The 15,674-nt window shown below is 68.5% G+C and carries 11 protein-coding genes; 1 reads left to right on the forward strand and 10 read right to left on the reverse strand.

The window, feature by feature from the left end; all coding sequences use genetic code 11:
* The 10 genes from ligA to RMO04_RS10175 form a co-directional block, all read right to left on the reverse strand.
* On the reverse strand, positions 1–2,244 hold a 2,244-nt coding region (gene ligA / locus RMO04_RS10130), incomplete at its 3' end, for an NAD-dependent DNA ligase LigA (RefSeq protein WP_309644660.1).
* On the reverse strand, positions 2,237–3,934 hold the full coding sequence (gene recN, locus RMO04_RS10135) for a DNA repair protein RecN (RefSeq protein ID WP_309644661.1): 1,698 nt from the start codon (positions 3,932–3,934) through the stop codon (positions 2,237–2,239). The genes recN and ligA, both read right to left, overlap by 8 nt.
* 58 nt (positions 3,935–3,992) lie before the next feature.
* Entirely contained in the window at positions 3,993–5,009 is a 1,017-nt protein-coding gene (locus tag RMO04_RS10140) for an outer membrane protein assembly factor BamD (RefSeq protein WP_405041484.1), read from the reverse strand.
* A gap of 120 nt (positions 5,010–5,129) precedes the next feature.
* Complete coding sequence (gene lpxC, locus RMO04_RS10145) at positions 5,130–6,023, reverse strand: UDP-3-O-acyl-N-acetylglucosamine deacetylase (protein ID WP_309644662.1); 894 nt, start codon at positions 6,021–6,023, stop codon at positions 5,130–5,132.
* Between the two features lie 248 nt (positions 6,024–6,271).
* A complete protein-coding gene (ftsZ, locus tag RMO04_RS10150) occupies positions 6,272–7,825 on the reverse strand; it encodes a cell division protein FtsZ (RefSeq protein ID WP_309644663.1) in 1,554 nt (517 codons plus the stop codon).
* Positions 7,826–8,227: 402 nt separating this feature from the next.
* Positions 8,228–9,706 (reverse strand): NAD(P)/FAD-dependent oxidoreductase, encoded by a 1,479-nt coding sequence (locus RMO04_RS10155; protein ID WP_309644664.1) that lies wholly within the window; start codon positions 9,704–9,706, stop codon positions 8,228–8,230.
* Between the two features lie 126 nt (positions 9,707–9,832).
* Positions 9,833–11,044 (reverse strand): cell division protein FtsA, encoded by a 1,212-nt coding sequence (gene ftsA / locus RMO04_RS10160; protein WP_405041486.1) that lies wholly within the window; start codon positions 11,042–11,044, stop codon positions 9,833–9,835.
* Between the two features lie 138 nt (positions 11,045–11,182).
* The gene (locus RMO04_RS10165) at positions 11,183–12,094 is read right to left on the reverse strand and encodes a cell division protein FtsQ/DivIB (RefSeq protein WP_309644666.1); all 912 of its coding nucleotides are present in this window, start codon (positions 12,092–12,094) and stop codon (positions 11,183–11,185) included.
* Complete coding sequence (locus RMO04_RS10170) at positions 12,030–13,007, reverse strand: D-alanine--D-alanine ligase (RefSeq protein WP_309644667.1); 978 nt, start codon at positions 13,005–13,007, stop codon at positions 12,030–12,032. Before RMO04_RS10170 ends, RMO04_RS10165 begins: the two co-directional genes overlap by 65 nt.
* Complete coding sequence (locus RMO04_RS10175; RefSeq protein WP_309644668.1) at positions 13,004–14,374, reverse strand: M20/M25/M40 family metallo-hydrolase; 1,371 nt, start codon at positions 14,372–14,374, stop codon at positions 13,004–13,006. The genes RMO04_RS10170 and RMO04_RS10175 overlap by 4 nt, the downstream gene beginning before the upstream one ends.
* Positions 14,375–14,700: 326 nt before the next feature.
* On the opposite strand from RMO04_RS10175, the gene RMO04_RS10180 reads away from it, so the two are divergent.
* Positions 14,701–15,564: a THxN family PEP-CTERM protein gene (locus tag RMO04_RS10180; RefSeq protein WP_405041485.1), complete on the forward strand. Its 864-nt coding sequence runs from the start codon at positions 14,701–14,703 to the stop codon at positions 15,562–15,564.
* Positions 15,565–15,674 lie beyond the last annotated feature (110 nt).

Genomic DNA, 15,674 nt, shown 5'->3' on the forward strand with positions numbered 1-15,674 from the left:
GGCGACGACGAGATCCGTCTTCTTGGACACCGAGCCGGAGACCTTGGCGCCCAGGGCCTCGGCCTGGGCCTTGGCCTCGTCGCGGGTCATCTTCTCCAAGGCGCCCGTGAAGACGATGGTCTTGCCCGCCACGGCGGTGTCGGTCTTGGGCCGCTCGGCGGGGATGACCTGAAGCTCACCCAACAAGCTGTCCACGAGGCCGCGATTGTGCGCCTCGGCGAAGAAGTCGGCGATCATCCGCGCGGCTACCGGTCCGACGGCGTCGACCCCCGAGATTTCGCGGAATTCCTCGCCGGGGGTCTCGGCCAGCGCCGCCAGCGCCGCGGCCTCGAAGCTGGCGAAGTCCGCGAACCGTTCGGCCAGGGCGGCGCGGGCTCGGCTGTTCAGCCGCGGGATCGCCAGCCGCAGGTGCTCCTCCAGCGACGCTCCAGCCGGGATGAGCATGGGCTGGCGCTCGCGGGCGAAGGCCAGGATGGCGTCCACCGCCGTGGGGCCGACACCGTCGAGATTGGTCAGGGCCGCCGCCCCCTCGCCAGGACGCTGCTCGGCGGCCTTGGCGGCCGCCGCGATGAAGGCGTCCACCGTCTCGAAATGGCGCGCCAGGGCCATCGAGGTGCTCTCACCCACGTGGCGGATGCCCAGGCCGAAGATGAAACGGTCGAGCGGGATGGCGCGCTTGGCGTCGATGCCGGCGATGAGATTGCGCACCGAGGTCTCGCCATAGCCGTCCGTCGCGCGCAGTTCCTCCAGCTTGGCCTCGTCCTTGGCGAGCTTGAAGATGTCGGCGGGGGACCTGATCCAGCCTCGCTCGAAGAAGGCGGTCAGCTGCTTTTCGCCCAGGCCCTCGATGTCGTAGGCGCGGCGCGACACGAAGTGGCGCAGATGCTCGATCCGCTGGAAGGGACAGGCGAACTCCCCGGTGCAGCGACGAACCACGGTCTCCGCGCCCGAGGCCGTGGTCTCCCGCGCCAGGGGCGTTTCCAGCGGGCACGGGCAGTGGGTGGGGAAGACGTAGGGCTGGGGCCCGCGCGGCTCGTCCTCGACCACCCGGACGATCTGCGGGATGACGTCGCCGGCCCGCTGCAGGATCACGGTGTCGCCGACCCGCAGGTCCTTGCGCGCGATCTCGTCGGCGTTGTGCAGGGTGGCGTTGACCACCACGACGCCGCCCACCGTCACCGGATGCAGCCGCGCCACCGGCGTGATCGCCCCCGTGCGGCCAACCTGGATGTCGATGGCCTCCAGGATCGTCCGCGCTTGCTCGGCCGGAAACTTCCGCGCGACGGCCCAGCGCGGCGTGCGGGTGATGAAGCCCAGGCGCTGTTGCCAGTCCAGGCGGTCGACCTTGTAGACCACGCCGTCGATGTCGTAGCCGAGCCTTGGCCGAATGGCCTCCATGTCAGCATAGGCGGCCAGCAGCCCCTCGGCGTTGGTGACGCACTGGCTTTCGGGTGTGGTCTGGAACCCCCAGGACTTCAGCAGCCCCAGCGCCTCCCACTGGCTTTTGGCGAAAAGGCCGCTGTGGAAGCCCCAGGCATAGGCGAAGAACCGCAGCGGCCGCGTCGCCGTGATCCTGGGATCGATCTGGCGCAGGGAGCCGGCCGCGGCGTTGCGCGGATTGGCGTAGGTCTTCTGCCCGGCCGCCGCGTTGGCGGCGTTCAGGCGAGCGAACTCTTCGTGGCCCAGATAGACCTCGCCGCGGATCTCGATGACATCGGGCCAGCCGGACCCGCTTAGCCGTTTCGGGATTTCGGCCAGGGTCCGTAGGTTCTCGGTGACGTCCTCCCCCACCCTTCCGTCGCCGCGCGTCGCGCCCTGGACAAGGACGCCGTTCTCGTAACGCATGGAGGCCGAAAGCCCGTCGATCTTCGGCTCGGCCGTGTAGGCCACCGGCTCGTCGGCCGAGAGCCGCAGGAAGCGCCGGATGCGGCCGTCGAACTCGACCGCATCCTCGTTGGAGAAGGCGTTGTCCAGGCTAAGCATCGGCACGCCGTGCTCGACCGGCGAGAACTGCTCGTTGCGCGCCGCGCCCACCCGCAGAGAGGGTGAGTTCTCACGGATCAGGTGCGGGAAGGCCGCCTCGAGCTCGAGATTGCGGCGCTTGAGCGCGTCATAGTCGGCGTCGGTGATGCTCGGCGCGTCGTCTCGGTGATAGCGCAGGTCGTGCTCGGCCAGTTCGTCGGCCAGCCGGGTCATCTCCTCGGCCGCCTCGGCCTCGGAGAGTTCGAGCTTCGTCTCAGGCATGCATCAGGGCCCTGGCCGCGGCGCGGGCGGCGTCGGTGATCTGGGCGCCCGCCAGCATGCGGGCGATCTCTTCCTCGCGTTCGGCGGACGATAGGGTCTCCACCGCCGTGCGCAGCCGCTCGCCATCGCCGGCCTTGGAGATCCGCCAATGGGCCTCGGCTCGAGCGGCGACCTGGGGCGAGTGGGTCACGACCAGGACCTGGGCGTTCGCCGCCAGGCGCTTCAGGCGCAAGCCCACCGCGTCGGCCACGGCCCCGCCGACCCCCTGGTCGACCTCGTCGAAGATCATCAGCGGCTGTGGTCCCTCCGCCCGGCCGGCCAGCGAGGCCTTCAGCGCCAGGGCGAAGCGTGCCAGCTCGCCCCCTGAGGCGATGGCGCCCAGGTCACCGAACGGCGCGCCGGGGTTGGTGGCGATCTCAAAAGCGATCCGGTCCTGACCGTTCGGCCCGGCGCGATCCTCGGCCAAGGGCTCGACCGCCACCCGGAAGCGCGCCTTGTCCAGCTTGAGCGGGGCGAGTTCGGCCATCACCGATGCGGCCAGGCGCTCTCCAGCCGCGCGGCGCGCCTCCGACAGCCGCCCCGCCGTCTCCAGATAGCCCGCGCGCGCCGCGGCCACGGCGGCGTCGGCGGCCTTCAGATCGTCCTCGGAAGACTCCATGGCCCGCAATCGCTCGGCGAAGCGCACCCGCAGGATCGGCAACTCCTCCACGCTGACGCTCAGCTTCCGAGCCATGCCGCGCAGTTCGAACAGCCGTTCCTCGGTCTTCTCCAGTTGGTCGGGCCGGAAGTCGAAGGCGCCGGCGGCGGCGTCCACGGCGGCCTCGGCCTCCTGCGCCTCGCTGAACACCCGATCGATGGCCGCGCTCGCGGTGGCCAGTCGCGCGACGGCGGGCCCCTCTTCCGCCGCGCCGGCGGCGATGGCACGGGTGCGGGCATGCTCCACGGCGCGGATCGCCTGGGCGAGCTTGGCGGAAAGACCGTTGAACGCCTCGCGAGCGTCGGAAATGTCGGCCAGCGCCTTTTCCGCCGCCCCCAAGATGGCGCGCGACTCGGCCAGCACCGTCTCCTCGCCGGCCTGCGGGTCCAGTCGGTCCAGCTCGGAGAGGCGAAGGATCAGCTCCTCGCTCTCGGCGGCCGCGCGGCTCACGACCTCACGCAGCTCGTCGGCGCGGGCGCGGGCGGCCCGCCAGTCGGCCCAGCGGGCGGCGACGGTTCCGGCCAGCCCCGACACCGATCCATAGGCGTCCAGCAGCGGGCGATGGGTGCGTGCGTCCAGCAAGCCGACGGTCTCATGCTGGCCGTGGACCTCCAGCAGCAGGTCGCCCAGCTCGCGCAGCACGGTGGCGCTGGTGGCCTGATCGTTGACGAAGGCGCGGCTGCGGCCGTCGGCCGACAGGGTGCGGCGCAGGATCAGGTCCTCGTCGCGGGCGTAGGACAGGCCCTTGTCTTCCAGCACGTCCCAGATGGGATGATCGTGGGCGGGCGCGAACACCGCCGAGACGGCCGCCTGCGCGGCGCCCTGGCGCACCAGCCCCGCCTCGGCGCGCGCGCCGACGGCCAGACCTAGCGCGTCGAGGATGATCGACTTCCCCGCCCCGGTCTCGCCGGTAAGCGCCGTGAGGCCCGGGCCGATGGACAGGTCCAGGGCCTCGATCAGCACCACGTCGCGGATCCACAGTCCGATCAGCATGTTCGCAAGATCGCCTGAAATCGCCTGCGCCGGAAGCCCACGCGTTCGCTTTAGGTTCTTATTTGTCCCGACCGCCCAGGAACGGGATGCGGGAGAGCAGGCCCTTGCGCTTGCGCTCGGCGGGCTTCACCGCGGCAGGCGGCTCGGCGGGGGCGGCTTCGGCGACAGCGGCGGGCTGGGTCGTGGCGACGGGCTGCGGCGCCAGGTCGGCCGACGGCGGCTTCACCGTGGCGGACTTGTCCTTGACGAACGGCAGGCGCGAGATGATGCCGCGCCGTGTGCTGCTGGGTTCGACCGCGGGACGCAGGCCCTTGTCGGTGAGCAGCCTGTAGGCCGAGCCGTACCAGGCGTCGCCCGGATAATTGTGGCCCAGCACCGCGCCGTTGCGTCGCGCCTCTTCCAGCAGGCCGAGGGTCAGATAGCATTCGACCAACCGGTAGAGCGCCTCGGGCGTGTGGCTGGTGGTCTGGTAACGGTCGATGACCGTGCGGAACCGCCCCACGGCGGCCAGGGTGTCGCCCTGCCGCAGATAGTAGCGGCCGATGGTCATTTCCTTGCCGGCCAACTGGTCATTGACCATGTCGATCTTCAGACGCGCGTCGGCGGCGTACTCGCTGCGGGGGAAGCGCTGGACGATTTCCTGCAGGTGGTTCAGCGCCTGGCCGGTGGCGGCCTGGTCACGACCCACGTCGACGATCTGTTCGAAATAGCAGATGGCCCGCAGATAGTGGGCGTAAGCGGCCGCCGGGTTGCCGGGATAGAGCGAGATGAACCGGTCTGCGTCGCCGATGGCCTCGGCGTAGTCATTGCCCTGGTAGTGGGCGTAGGCGGTCATCAGGATCGCGCGGCGCGACCATTCCGAATAGGGGTGCTGACGCTCCACCTCGCCGAAATACTGCACGGCCTGGTTCCAAAGGCCGCGGTCCAGCCGGTCCGCGCCAGTGGCGTAAAGCAGCTCAACCGGCCGCTCCTCGTAGGCGAGGCGGGGCTTCTTGTCTTTGCCGGAGCATCCGGCCAGGGCGAGGACAGCGAGGCCGGCGACAAGCGCCACGCGAGTCCGGGAATGACGAAGCAAGGACACCTTCACCTCAAAGAGACCAACGCGCGCCCCCGCGCCGCGAGTCCCCGCTTCTACAGCATGCGATGCGGGGCGCAAATGCGGCGCTGACGTGGAAATCGGGGATATGCCGAGGCGTCAGACCGCTTCGGCCAGGTCCTGCACCAGGGTGCGATACCGCCAGGCCTGGGGATTGGCCGCGAGGGCGCGGACCAGCATGTTGTTGACGCCGTGGCCGGCCAGAACGCCCTCGAAGCGGCCCAGGATCGGGGCGCCCAGGACAAAGAGGTCGCCGATGGCGTCCAGCGCCTTGTGGCGCACGAACTCGTCCGGACGGCGCAGGCCTTCCGGATTGAGGATGCGGTCGCCTTCGATGACGACGGCGTTCTCCATCGAGCCGCCGCGCGCCAAGCCGATCGAGCGCAGGTACTCGACCTCATGCAGGAAGCCAAAGGTGCGGCAGTCGGCGAGTTCGCGGCGGAAGGCGTGTTCATCCATCACCAGGTCCACCCGCTGGCGACCAATGGCGGCGGAGGGGAAGGCGATCTCGAAGGCCACTTCGAACTGGTCCGACGGGCTGAGCGTCGCGCGCTTGTCGCCGTCGACATACTCGATGACGTCCAGGATTTCGATGTAGCGGCGCGGGGCGTCCTGGCCCCGGCGGCCGGCGCGGTCGAGGATCTGGACGAACGGCAGGGACGAGCCGTCCATGATCGGCATCTCCGGGCCGTCGAGTTCGACCGTGGCGTTGTCGATGTTCAGCATGACCATTGCGGCCATCAGGTGTTCGATGGTGGCGACGCTCACGCCCGCGGCGTTCTCGATCACGGTGCCGAGCTGGGTCTTGGTCACGGCGTCGGCCGACACGGGCACGCGGTTGTCGCGGTCCAGCACGTCGGTGCGCACGAAGACGATCCCCGCATCCACCGGGGCCGGCCGCACCGAGACGCGCGTGTAGGCGCCCGTGTGGACGCCGACGCCAGCGAAGATCGCGGGGCCTTGCAGGGTCTGTTGGAACACCGATGCGGGCAAGCTCTTCGCCTTCCTAGTCGGACGGGCGGCCGGGGGATGGCCGCGTAACGCCCCAGCAGCGGATTAGGCCCAATGCTGCAGCGCGGCAAAACACTTCCTGTTTCGCAATGTTTCGATTTGGGACGGTTAAGAATCCCTTAGGATTCAATGCGAAAGCCGATCAGGCTGACTCGCGGCGGAACCGTGTCCAGAACGCGGCATGGCCGGGACAAGCCCGGCCATGCGCTGGTTCGAATTGTGGTCGCAGATCAGTTGGCGAGGCGACGCAGGAAGGACGGGATCTCCAGATCTTCCTGGCTCTCGGTCTGGGTTTCCTGCGCGGGCTGCTCGGCGGGCAGAGCGCCGCCGCGGCTGGCGGCTGGGCGCGCGGCCTGGGGGTCCGGCGCCGGGGCGTCATAGCGCGGACGGCTGCCGAACAGGCTGAGGAAGCCGGTCCGCTGCGGACGGCGATCCTCGAAGGCGGCTTCGCCGAACAGCGGCTCTTCCTCCATTTCCTCGACCATCGGATCGACGATCTTGGTCATGGGGCGCACGATCTGCGGCTCGGGCGCGGCCGGCGCCGGAGCGGCGGCGTAGAGATCGGCCTGCTCTTCCTCGCGCTCGAAGCTAGCCTTGGCCGGCTCGGGCGCAGGCGTCGCGGTCGGCGCATAGGCGGTGATCACCTCCGCGCGCGGCGCCGGAGTCGGCGGCACGTAGGCGGCGGGACGCTCATAGCTGGGCGCGGGCGAACGCATGACCGGCTCGGGCGTCGGCGCCGGCGCGCGCTGGGTTTCGGCGCGCAGCGGCGGGGCGGTCAGGGGGCGGCGCTCGACCTTCGGCTCGATGGCGGCGATCGAGGCGCCGTCCATGCCGGTGGCGACCACCGAGACGCGGATCATGCCGTCCAGCGACGGATCGAAGGCCGCGCCGAAGATGATGTTGGCTTCGGGGTCGACTTGCTCGGAGATGGCGTTGGCCGCCTCGTCCACTTCCAGCAGGGTCATGTCCAGGCCGCCGGTCACGTTGACCAGCACGGCCTTGGCGCCCTTCAGCGAGACTTCGTCCAGCAGCGGGTTGGCGATGGCGTTCTGGGCGGCCATCAGGGCGCGATCGTCGCCGCTCGCCTCCCCGGTCCCCATCATCGCCTTGCCCATCTCGGTCATGACCGTGCGGACGTCGGCGAAGTCGAGGTTGATCAGGCCCGGCAGGACCATCAGGTCGGTGATCGACCGGACGCCGGAGTGCAGGACCTGGTCGGCCATGCCGAAGGCTTCGGCGAAGGTGGTCCGCTCATTGGCGACTCGGAACAGGTTCTGGTTGGGGATGACAATCAGGGTGTCGACATAGCGCTGCAGCTCGCCGATGCCGGCGTCGGCCAGGCGCATGCGGTGACGGCCCTCGAAATGGAAGGGCTTTGTGACCACGCCCACCGTCAGGATGCCGCGCTCACGGGCGCACTTGGCGATGATCGGCGCGGCGCCGGTGCCGGTGCCGCCGCCCATGCCGGCGGTGATGAAGATCATATGCGCGCCGTCGAGGTGCTCGCCGATCTCCGGGATCGACTCCTCGGCCGCGCTCATGCCGACCTCGGGGTGGGCCCCGGCGCCGAGGCCCTGGGTCACCTGCACCCCGAGCTGGATGCGGCGGTCGGTCTTGGAGAAGGAAAGCTGCTGAGCGTCAGTATTGGCGACGACGAATTCGACGCCCTCCAGTCCAGCTTCGATCATGTTGTTGACGGCGTTGCCGCCCGCGCCACCGACGCCGAACACGACGATACGTGGCTTCAGTTCGGTCGCGCGCGGCGCGGAAAGTGCGATAGCCATTGGGACCTTGTCTCCGTACCGTGGTCTTGGGAACGCTTGGCGACCCGCCCGCCTGGTTCCCGCGACGGCATGCGTTAAGGAAACGCCCACCATCGTTAATTGGCGGTTAACTGCATAAGGCGAGTCGGACGCGCGTCGACCCGTGTGGATAACAAATTTCTTGCTGCGTAAGGCTTAGCCGTTAACCACGTCGCTGAAACTGCGACGGGATGACTCAGGCGCGCGGCGCATTGGGCTAACACGCTCAACGAACAGGTTTTTAGGCCGAAGGGCGACGCGGCGAACCGGAGCGCCGTCACCGCCGGTCAGGTCGCCCGCCGCCGGGATCGGGCGTCGATCCACCGCCGCTACGCACATTCATCCCCAGCAACCTGTGGAGATGTCCACGCGACATACAGTCGACTAGGCGGCTTTCCGCTCCGCGACGCGGCTCGGCTTGGTGAACACCATGACGCCGTCGTCGACCTTGGCGTACTTCAGGTTCATCAGGTCCAGGGCGTAGTTCTGATGCAGTTTCCAAGGCGCCCGCGAGCCTTGCTTGGGGAACTTCTCCATCGCGCGCTGGACGTAGCCTGACGAGAAGTCCAGCCACGGTTCCTCAGTGATCGTCGGGTCGCTGTTGCGGGCCGTGCACTGGGTCGTGCCGGTCTTCTTCATGTGGTTGAGCAGCCGGCAGACATACTCGCAGGTCAGGTCGCACTTCAGCGTCCAGGACGCATTGGTGTAGCCGAAGGACGAGGCCAGATTCGGGACGTCGCGGTACATCATCCCCTTATAGCTCATGGCCCGAGCCGGATCGACGCGTTGGCCGTCGACGCTGAGCTCCAGGCCGTTCAGCGCCTTGAGCTCCAGCCCCGTGGCGGTGACAATGATGTCGGCGGGCAGCTCCTCCCCGGACTGCAGGCGGATGCCGGTCTCGGTGAACGTCTCGATGTGGTCAGTGGTGACCGAGGCGGTCCCGGTCTTCAAGGCTTCGAACAGGTCGGCGTCAGGCACCAGGCAGAGCCGCTGGTCCCATGGGTTGTAGCTGGGCGTGAAGTGCTTCTCGACGTCGTAGTCGGGACCAAGCGCCTGGCGCACCATGCCGACGATGCGTTCCTTGGCCCGGGCCGGATTCTTCCGGGTGGCGTTGTAGAAGTACATGCCAAACACCACGTTGCGCCAGCGGACGATGGCGTAGGCCAGCTTGGCCGGCAGCCATTTGCGCAGGTCGTTGGCCATCTTGTCCTCGGCGGGACGCGAGACGACATAGGTCGGCGATCGCTGCAGCATGGTGACGTGGGCCGCGGTTCTGGCCATCTCCGGCACCAGGGTCACCGCCGTCGCGCCCGAGCCGATCACCACCACCCGCTTGCCCGCATGGTCCAGGTCGGCCGGCCACTTCTGCGGATGGACGAGCGCTCCCTTGAAGCTGGCGGCGCCTGGGAAGTCCGGCGTGTAGCCGTTCTCGTAATTGTAGTAGCCGCCGCAGAGGAACAGGAAGTTGCAGGTGAACCGCACGGGCGCTCCGTCGTGCGTCGCCTCGACGGTCCAGGCCGAGTCCGCGCTGGACCAGGCCGCGCTCTTCACGTGGTGACCGAAGCGGATGTGCCGGTCGATGCCGTTCTCGCGGGCCGTCTCGCGGACATAGTTCAGGATCGACGGGCCGTCGGCGATGGCCTTGGCCTGGGTCCACGGCTTGAAGGCGTAGCCCAAGGTGTACATGTCGCTGTCGGACCGGATGCCCGGATAGCGGAACAGGTCCCAGGTCCCGCCGATCGCCTCACGACCTTCCAGGATCGCGTAGGTCCGATCCGGACAGTTCGTCTGCAGATGGTAGCCCGCGCCGATGCCGGAGAGCCCCGCCCCCACGATCACCACGTCGAAATGCTGGTCCGCCATCGGAGACTCCTCATTCATGAACGCTGATCACTTAGCGGAATTCGCCGCTGGAACAAGCGTTTCAAGCGCTTGGCGTATCGCCGGTCGGTGAGCAAGCGGCCATGCGGTCGCAGGTCGGGAAGAGCGCTAGAGGTTCTCGCGCAGCCAGGCCGCGGCCTTGGCCACAGGGTTGGCGCCGGGATCCAATGGCTCGCGGCGCAGCTTGGCCGATGCGAGCGCCTTAGCCGACACCGCTTCGCGCGGCCCGAAGGCGGCGCGTTGCAGGACGCCGGCCGCCGCGCAGAAGGCCGGACCGGAGGCCGCGTCGGCCAGATGCGGCACCCGGCGAGGGCGTCCAAGGCGCACCGGGCGGTCGAACACCCGCACGGCGACCTCGCGCACGCCGGCCAGTTGGCTCGCGCCGCCGGTCAGGACCAGGCCCGCGCCCGCTTCCACCGGAGCGCCGGAGGCCTTCAGCCGGTCGCGCAGCAGCTCCAGGGTCTCTTCGACGCGCGGGGCGATGATGCCCTTCAGCAGTGAGCGCGGCGCGATCACCGGGCCCGCGCCAGGGTCGTCGCCGCGCGGCGGCGCTTCGATCATCTCGCGGTCCTCGTTGGCCGAGGCGATAGCCGAGCCGTGCAGGGTCTTGATCCGCTCAGCGCCGGCCATCGAGGTGGACAGGCCCCGGGCGATGTCGGCGGTCACATGACTGCCGCCCACCGGCAGGGTCTCCACATGGATCAGGCTGCCGCCGGCGAACACCGCCGCCGAGGTCGAGCCGCCGCCCATGTCGATGCACACCGCGCCAAGGTCCATCTCGTCTTCTTCCAGGGCGGCGAGCGCCGAGGCGAAGGGGGCTGCGACCACGCCCTCGAATTGCAGGTGCGCGCGCTCGACGCAGGCGCCCAGGGTCTGGAACACCGCCTCGCTCACCGACACCACCAGCAGCTCGACGCCGAGCGCGCGGCCGAACATGGCGCGGGGATCGCGGATCGCGGCCTGACCGTCCACCGACCAGGCGACCGGCAGGATATGGGCGGCCCGGCGGCCGGGAATCTTGATCTGCGACAGGGCATGCTGGATGGCGCGGACCAGATCGGCGTCGGAGATGGGGCGCGCGCCGATGGACACGCGTCCGGCGATGCGGTGGCTGGTGAGCTGGCCGCCGGCGGTGGCCACGGTCACGCCCTGGACCTGCACGCCCGCCACGTTCTCGGCCCGCTCCACGGCCTGGGCGATGGCGTCGGACGCCTCGTCCAGGTTGACGATCGCCCCGCCGCGCACGCCGCGCGATTGGACATAGCCGACGCCGGCCGCGGTCAGGGTGCGGTCACCGCGACGCACGCCCTCGGGCTTCATGATGAAACAGGTGACCTTGGAGGCGCCCAGGTCCACGGCGGCCACCACAGGCTGGCGGCTCAGCGCGGCCTTCAGGCCTTCGCGGCTGTCCTTGCGGTCCTCGACACGGGTCGCCAAGCTCGTAATCCCTCTATCCGTTCAAGCGCCGCCGGCGACGAGCTGCCCTGGCAGGGCGCCGTCCCGGGGGCGTACCGCCACCGTCGTCGGATCGCGCAGGTCGATCCGTTCGAAACCCAGTTCCAGGATGCGCGAACGCTGGTCCAACTGCTCGAGCTGGATCAGGGCTGCGCCCTCATCGACCGCCGGAAGCTGCACCAGCGATCCGTCCTTCAGCCGCAGGTCCCAGCGGCGTCCATCGACCCGAACCAGGGCCTCCAGCCGTTCGGCCAGCCTGGGGCGAGCGGCCACCTCGGGCAGGATCTGGGCGGCGAATTCATTGGCGCCGGCGCCGACGATCAGCGGCAGGCTGGCGAACTGGCGCGGATCGGCCTCCGGGATCACCCGGCCGGTCTCGTCGATCACCTGGCTATGACCGCCATTCTGCCAGACCGCCAGTTGGCGGCGCTCGACCACGGCTAGAACCAGGGTGTCGGGCAACAGGCGCACCACCCGCGCCTCCTTCACCCAACCCACGGCCTCGACCCGCTTGCGGACCTCTTCCAGATTGAGACCCAGCACCGGCTGGTCCTTGTAGACCCCAGCCGCCTTCAGGATGTCGGCGGTGGCCATCGGGGAGGCGCCTTGCACGTGCACGGCGTTGAGACGGAAGCCCAGGCTCGCGAACTCGCTGCCGACCGCCTCGTTCATCGCCAGATGCAGGGCCTGGGCGCGACCGCCCGTGGCCAGGGTGACAGCCAGGGTCAGGGCCAGAACTCCGCCCGCGGCGGCCAGGGCGTAGGTCGGCGACAGACCGACGCCGCGCGCCGCTTTCAGTTTTCCAGGGGCGTACGCCCCGGGCTTCTTGGCCGCAGGACGAGCCTTGGTGCTAGGGGGCGCTTTGGCCCGGGGTTTCGCCGAAACTCGCGATCCCCCCCGCATCGCCGCGGGCATAAGCATCCTCCGTGATCCAAAGCACTAGACGGTCGAAGTCCACGCCCTTCGACGCCGCCTGCTCGGGGACGAGCGAAGTGGGCGTCATGCCGGGCTGTGTGTTGACCTCCAGAAGGACCAGAATGTCGTTAATGTCGTCATAACGCAGGTCGGATCGGGTAACCCCTCGGCAACCAAGAGCGGCGTGGGCGCGCTCCGACAGCTCCAGCGCTTTCTCGAAGGCGTGCAAGGGAATTTGGGCCGGGACGATGTGTTCCGAGCCCCCCTCCCCGTACTTGGCCTCGTAGTCGTAGAATCCGGTTCGCGACACAATGTCCGTCACCGTGATCGCCTTGCCGTCCATCACGGCGACAGCCAGCTCCCTGCCCCGTACATAGGGCTCGATCATCACCTCCTCGCCGAAGGTCCAGCTGGGCGCGACGATCTCCTGCGGGGGGCGATTCGCGCCTTCATGAACGATGAACACGCCCACCGAGGAGCCTTCCGCATTGGGCTTCACCACATAGGGCGGCGCCATCACGTGGTCGGCGGCGGCCACGAAGCGGTTGAACAGGCCGCCGCCCGGCACGGTGACCCCCGCCGCGGCCAGCACCGCTTTGGACTTTGCCTTGTCCATGGCCAGCGCCGAGGCGAGCACGCCGGAATGGGTGTAGCGAAGGCCGAGCGTCTCCAGGACTCCCTGAACGCAGCCGTCCTCGCCCCACTCTCCATGAAGCGCGTTGAAACAGACATCGGGCTGCAGCTTGGTCAGGACCTGGGCCAGGTCGCGGCCTGCATCGACGCGGGTGACCTTGGCGCCCAGCCGCTCCAGGGCGTCGCCGCACTCGCGGCCGGAGACCAGGCTGACCTCACGTTCCGAGGAAAGTCCGCCTAGCAGCAGGGCGACATGTCGGCCGGCGAGAGGAAGGTTCACTTGGCCTCCGCGGCGGTCTTGCGGAAATCGATGTCGCTGTCGGCGACCGTGTAGATGAAGGCCGCCCAGACCGCGACGTTCTGGGCCAATTCCTTGGGATCGATCTTGTCCAGGGTGTCGTCTGCCGAGTGATGCAGGTCGAAATAGCGGCTGACGTCCTGATTGAACTCGGCGACAGGAACGCCCAGCGCCCGCAACCCCTCGGTGTCGGCCCCGCCGCTCTGGGCCGGGCTCCGCGAAACGATGACCTTGAGCGGCGTCACCGCGCCGGAAAACGCCCTCATCGCCGGATGATTGAGGCTGCCCAGGGGCAGCTTGGCGTTGAAGATCTCGCCCGCGCCCAGATCGCTCTCGCTCACCACGACGATCTTGGCGACGTCGTCCTTATGCGCCGCCGCATAGGCGGCGCCCGAACCGCCCTGCTCCTCGGCCCCCCACATCACCACGCGAATGGTTCGGCGGGGTCGCTGCGCCCCGGCCAGCTTGGCGGCGGCCGTGCTGATCCCAATGCCCGCGGCGTCGTCGATCGCCCCCGTGCCTGGATCCCAGGAGTCCAGGTGACCGCCCACGATCACGACCTCGTCGGGGACCTCGCGGCCCTTGATTTCACCGACGACATTGTAAGCCGGCGCCTTGTCCCGATAGGTCGAGTCCATCGCCAGCTTGATCCGGACCGGCTTTCCGCGCGCGACCATGCGCTCCAGCAATTCGGCGTCCGGTGGCGACAGCGCCGCCATCGGGATGCCAGACATCGTCGCGCCGCCGGTGTGCGGCAGGCGGGTGTCATCGGTGGAGATGGAGCGGACCAGATAGGCCACCGCGCCGCGCTTGGCGGCCTCGACGCCGCCGCCCCGGGCGCGCACGCCCGCGCCATAGCCTTCGCTGCCTTGCGTGCGCCGCATGACCTGCGTCACCACGGCGATCTTCCCCGCCAGCGACCCGGGCGGCTGGGCGATCATTTCGTCCAAGCTCTTGAAGAGCGCCACCTCGGCCTCGATCCCGCCGGGCGGGGTGGGCGTCGAGCGGCCCAGGCCGAGGATCTGGAGCTTCTGCGGGTAGGGCGCGACGATCTCCGCAGACTCCGCCCCACGGAGCCAGGAGGAAGCCTCGAAGGTCTCCACATGGACATTGGTGAAGCCGAGGCTCTTCAGCTTCGCCACACCCCAGTCGCGGGCGCGATCCATGGCCGGCGAGCCCTGAGGCCGGGCGCCGATCTCAGTGGTGAGCGACTCCACAACGTTCCAAGCGGTGCTGTCGACGAGCGCCTTTTCGCGAAGCGAGACGGCGGTGGCGGCGAGGTCGGCGGCCTTGGCCGGGAGCGTCGCGACGAGGGTGGCGGCGGCGGCCGCGAGGAGAGCAATACGCATGCCCGGCGGGTGCGCCACGCACAGAGTCCTGTCAAGACGCCGCCCGATCTAACCAGCCTACCGGCGATCTTGGCCTCAACATAGCCATGTGCCCCGGCGCCAACCCCGCTCGGCGGGAAATGTGGCGGGAGACATTCAACCACCTGGCGAATTCTTCGCCTACTTGGTGTTTAACTGTCGAATATGAAGCGACGACTTCTCAAAAGTGTCCATTTGACGACGAAATTGAGCATCTCGATGTGTCGAACACCTTGTTTGTGGATTAACGAACGGTTAAGCTCCGCCTGAAGACTGCGCTCAGTTGGGGCGTAAGGGGGATTAGCATTATGAGTTTTAAGTCGAATTCGCGAGTGCTGGCCGTCGCCGCAGCCGTCCTGGCCGGCTCGATCGCCGTCGCGTCGCCCGCCGCCGCCGGCGTGGTCGTGTTCAGCAACGTCTCAGGCGCCTGGAGCAATCCTGCGCCCGGCTCCGGCATCAGCATCGTCAATGGTTCGCCGACATCGACGGCCACTTGGGGCACGCCGACGGTTGGCAGCAAGAAGAGCAGCTACAGCTTTACCGGCAACGGCGCGGTGACGCCCGACCTGGGCAACGGCGATTCGGCCGGCCCGTTCCAGATCGGTGAGTTCCAGCACAACAACTGGCCGATCACCGGCACCTCGCTGACCTCCATCAAGCTGGCCTTCAAGGCGGACATCACGGTCGATAGCGTTTTCATCGGCACCAAGACGTTTGACTTCATCTTCACCCACGATGAGACCCCGAACGGAGGAACCGGCCAGGCCGGAACCTGCGCCTACGGCGGTGTGTCCGGTGATGCGAACAACAAGTTTGGCTGCTCCGACAAGGTGACGGTGAACTCCAACTCGCTGAACAACATCTTCAGCGTCGGCTCCGACACCTACACGCTCGAGATCGCCGGCTTCTTCGCTGGCGGCAATCTGGCGACCAGCTTCCTCACCAAGGAAAGCGGCTACGAGCAAGTCTGTAAGAAGGACAAGAAGGGCAAGAAGATCTGCCACGACGTAGAGCGCGCCTTCGACAACAAGGCCGGCGTGATGGCCAGCGTCAGCATGGTCACCTCGGCGGTGCCTGAGCCCTCGACCTGGGCGATGATGATCATCGGCTTCGGCGGGGTGGGCTCCATGCTCCGCGCGAACCGCCGCCGGCTAGTTCCTGTCGCCGCCTAAGACGCGGCACCTTCGAGACCATCGGACGCCGCCCGTCGCAAGACCGGCGGCGGTTGTGGGTTGAGGCGGGCGGGGCGCCCACGCCGTACAAAACATACCCCCCCCCCTCC

The sequence above is a fragment of the Phenylobacterium sp. genome (assembly GCF_031412415.1).
Lineage (GTDB): Bacteria > Pseudomonadota > Alphaproteobacteria > Caulobacterales > Caulobacteraceae > Phenylobacterium.

What these genes read in the sequence shown, in the direction of transcription:
- RMO04_RS10175 (WP_309644668.1), bottom strand. Translation starts at nt 14,374, where the DNA reads ATGCGTATTGCTCTCCTCGCGGCCGCCGCCGCCACCCTCGTCGCGACG.
- ftsA (WP_405041486.1), bottom strand. Translation starts at nt 11,044, where the DNA reads ATGAAGCCCGAGGGCGTGCGTCGCGGTGACCGCACCCTGACCGCGGCC.
- ftsZ (WP_309644663.1), bottom strand. Translation starts at nt 7,825, where the DNA reads ATGGCTATCGCACTTTCCGCGCCGCGCGCGACCGAACTGAAGCCACGT.
- recN (WP_309644661.1), bottom strand. Translation starts at nt 3,934, where the DNA reads ATGCTGATCGGACTGTGGATCCGCGACGTGGTGCTGATCGAGGCCCTG.
- RMO04_RS10180 (WP_405041485.1), top strand. Translation starts at nt 14,701, where the DNA reads ATGAGTTTTAAGTCGAATTCGCGAGTGCTGGCCGTCGCCGCAGCCGTC.
- RMO04_RS10155 (WP_309644664.1), bottom strand. Translation starts at nt 9,706, where the DNA reads ATGGCGGACCAGCATTTCGACGTGGTGATCGTGGGGGCGGGGCTCTCC.
- RMO04_RS10165 (WP_309644666.1), bottom strand. Translation starts at nt 12,094, where the DNA reads ATGCCCGCGGCGATGCGGGGGGGATCGCGAGTTTCGGCGAAACCCCGG.